Raw genomic sequence first — 1,362 nt, forward strand, 5'->3', positions numbered from 1 at the left:
GCGCTGCCCTACTACGAGGCGCTGGCACTGTTCAAACTCGCCATCATCCTCGAAGGCTCGCACGCCCGGCAGGTCAAATCCGGCGTCGATGCCGACCGCACAGACATGGGCCCGCGAGTGATTCGATTGCTTCATGGCGCAGCGGAATTTGCGCGCGGGCAACGGCTATGACCGAACCGCTGACCGATCGGCGACGGCGCCTGCTACGCGCCGACATCGGCCGTACCGCTATCGCGTTGTTCGCTGAGCGCGGTTTTGACACGGTTACTGTAGGCGACATCAGCGCCGCCGCTGGAATCTCCGAACGGACCTTCTTTCGGTACTTCGCATCCAAGGACGAAGTACTGCTGGACTACGAACGTCATGTGTGGGAGCGACTGATCCACGCGCTGGCTTCGCGCCCGGCCGACGAGGGTCCGGTCACCGCGCTACGGCAAGCCTTTTTGGCCACCTCCCACGTCGAACCAGCAGACCGTCTACGCGTCGTGCAACTGGGCCGCATTCTTGCCCAGGCACCGGAGTTGAATGCCCGCAGCCGCGGCCAGCGCCTGGTCAACGACGACGAGCTCGTCGCGCTGGTGGCGGGACGTTTCCCCAAGGGACACAAGGAGTCAACGATGCACGCGCGCATCGCCGTAACGGCGATGAACGCCGTCGCCGCCGCAGAGTTCGGCGCTTGGGTCCAAGGCGGCGGGCGGGGCGACCCGGCCGAGCGAATCCGGGCGGCACTGTCCCTGCTCGAGCAGGGAATCGGCAAGTTCGACGGAGGAGGAGACAACCAGTGACCAATCTCTTCGATCTGACCGGACGCACTGCACTTGTCACCGGCGCCACCCGCGGCATCGGCCGGGCGATCTGCGCGCAGCTGGCATCGTCGGGGGCGGACATCGTGGTAGTCAGCCGCAATTCTGAGGCATGCGAAAAGACCTCAGCCGAGATCGCCGCCACTGGTCGGCGCGCATTCTCGTTGCCCGCCAACGTCAACCGATGGGCCGAATGTGACCGCCTGGTTGACGAAGCCTACGCGGCCGTTGGGCGCATCGACATATTGGTCAATAACGCGGGATCGTCAGTGCGTTACGACAGTGTCGATGCGATCAGCGAAGAGCTCTTCGACAAGACCATTGCGCTGAACCTGAAGGGACCGTTCCGACTGACCGCCGCCATCGGCACCCGGATGGCGGCGGACGGCGGCGGCACCGTGGTCAACATCAGCACTATCTCCGCACACATGGGGGCCTCGCACGCCATCGTGTACGCCGCCGCCAAGGCGGGCCTCAACAATCTCACCAAGTCGTTCGCGAAGACCTTCGCCCCGAAGGTGCGGGTGAATGCGGTAATGCCGGGCGCCGTGGAGACCGA

General features: G+C 64.8%; 2 protein-coding genes. Both read left to right on the forward strand.

Going from position 1 to position 1,362, the window contains the following annotated elements; translation table 11 throughout:
* Positions 1-167: 167 nt before the first annotated feature.
* Positions 168-785 (forward strand): TetR family transcriptional regulator, encoded by a 618-nt coding sequence (locus tag A9X04_RS05600; protein ID WP_067917816.1) that lies wholly within the window; start codon positions 168-170, stop codon positions 783-785.
* A partial coding sequence (locus A9X04_RS05605; RefSeq protein ID WP_067918530.1) for an SDR family NAD(P)-dependent oxidoreductase occupies positions 782-1,362 on the forward strand: 581 nt, incomplete at its 3' end. The genes A9X04_RS05600 and A9X04_RS05605, both read left to right, overlap by 4 nt.

Origin of the sequence: Mycobacterium sp. E3247, from assembly GCF_001667785.1 — a bacterium.
GTDB lineage: Bacteria > Actinomycetota > Actinomycetes > Mycobacteriales > Mycobacteriaceae > Mycobacterium.